The sequence below is a fragment of the Arthrobacter sp. MDT2-34-1 genome (assembly GCF_059091365.1).
The window spans coordinates 1-1473 of the sequence record NZ_JBNHGO010000030.1 but is presented as its reverse complement, the minus strand read 5'-3'; the positions used below and the strand labels follow the sequence as shown (position 1 = coordinate 1473).

The 1473-nt window shown below is 66.1% G+C and carries 2 protein-coding genes and 1 pseudogene; 1 reads left to right on the top strand and 2 read right to left on the bottom strand.

The window, feature by feature from the left end; genetic code table 11:
- Together AC5RVV_RS17345 and AC5RVV_RS17340 are read right to left on the bottom strand one after the other, a co-directional pair.
- Positions 1-188: pseudogene (locus AC5RVV_RS17345) on the bottom strand (hypothetical protein); the annotation flags it as partial.
- A complete protein-coding gene (locus AC5RVV_RS17340; RefSeq protein WP_493986503.1) occupies positions 185-517 on the bottom strand; it encodes an ArsR/SmtB family transcription factor in 333 nt (110 codons plus the stop codon). The gene AC5RVV_RS17340 and the pseudogene AC5RVV_RS17345, both read right to left, overlap by 4 nt.
- 83 nt (positions 518-600) lie before the next feature.
- Here AC5RVV_RS17340 and AC5RVV_RS17335 point away from each other — a divergent pair.
- Positions 601-1473, top strand: an 873-nt coding sequence (locus AC5RVV_RS17335) for a GTP-binding protein (protein ID WP_494002601.1), incomplete at its 3' end; no start/stop codon positions are given.

Below are 1473 nucleotides of genomic sequence, written 5' to 3'. Positions count from 1 at the left end.
CGGTGCTCCTCAACCGTGTGTTCGGCAGGGTCGTCGTGTTCGTCGTAGTGGTCCTCGTGTTCGGCGTGGCGGTGGCCCTCGTGCAGGTAGTCGAGATGGTCGCCGTGCGTCACGGTTTCGTGGGCACAGTCCGCGCCGCCGTGGCGGTGCTCCTCAACGGTGTGCTCGGCCTTGTTTTCCTCGGTCATGATGGTTCTTCCTTGGTTCGGTCAGCCGGAGGGCTGCTGCGGCGTGTTTCCCGGGTGTGGGTGATGGCGTCACGGATAACGTGCGCCACGTGATCGTCGGCCAGGGCGTAGAGCGCTTCCTTGCCTGACCGTTCAACGCTGACCAGGTCCAGTCCCCTCAGCAGTCTCAGGTGCTGGGAGACCAGCGGCTGGGACATTTTTGCCTCGGAGGCCAGATCGGTGACGGTGCGGGGCCCTGCGGAGAGGATGCACAGCATGCGCAGGCGCGATGCCGCCGACAGCGCCTTGAACAGTTCGGCAGCCTCCTGGAAGTCCCGCTCATCCATCATATAAACAGATGAGCATGTATTGAAGTGACATTCAAGCGATTCTCTTGTCTCTATTGATATTCATTCTCATATAGAATCCGGGTATGCGTCTTACCGTTGTTAGCTCCATGGATGCCCTCAGCCGCGGGCAGGCCTGCCGGGTCATCGCGGCCCGTGAAGATGATGCCGTTGTGGTTCTGCATGACCTGCAGGAAAGCGGGGTGGTAAGCCGCCGCGTCTACTGGGGTGCAGCCCTGGCCGAGCGGACGGAAACCCCGCTGGAGCACGGGTGCCTGAACTGCACCGTGCGGCTGGATGTGGTGCCCGCACTTGGGGCGTTGCTGGCCGCCGGCGCGGGGAGCGTGGTGGTCGGTCTGCCTCCGGCGGTGCCGTCAGCGACCGCTGTGGAGGCGCTGCGCCAGGGTCTGGGCGGTGAGCTGTGCATTGGGTCCGTGGTGCTGGTCTGTGATCCCGGTGCGCTGGAGGACCAGATCTGGGACCGGCACACTCTCTTCGAGTCGGGGTATACCGCCAAGCCGGAAGATGACCGGACGGCCGGAGAATTCCTTCTCGGCGAGCTCGCCTTTGCCGATACGGTCCTGCTGGCCGACCCCGAGCTGATCCCGGTCGAGGAAGGCCTGCGGGCCCGCGGGGTGCAGCTGGTGCGTGAGCTGGCCCCGCATGCGGTGCTCAATGAGGCTGAGCACGGCTTCCGTCCGGCCGGTTACGATGCGGCTGAGGCGCGGGCACGCACCGTGCCGGGGACGGTGCGGATTCCGGCCGGGCCGTCGGGTCCGGTCTTCACCACTGTGGTGCACCGGGTTGAACGTCCGCTGCATCCGCAGCGTTTCCGCCAGGCCCTGCCGAAACTGGCCGAGGGGAGCTGCTGGCTGCGCGGGCGGCTGTGGGTTGCCTCCGCCCCCGGGTGCCGGATCGCCCTGCAGGGCATCGGGCCCAGGGTCTGGCTGGAAAACACC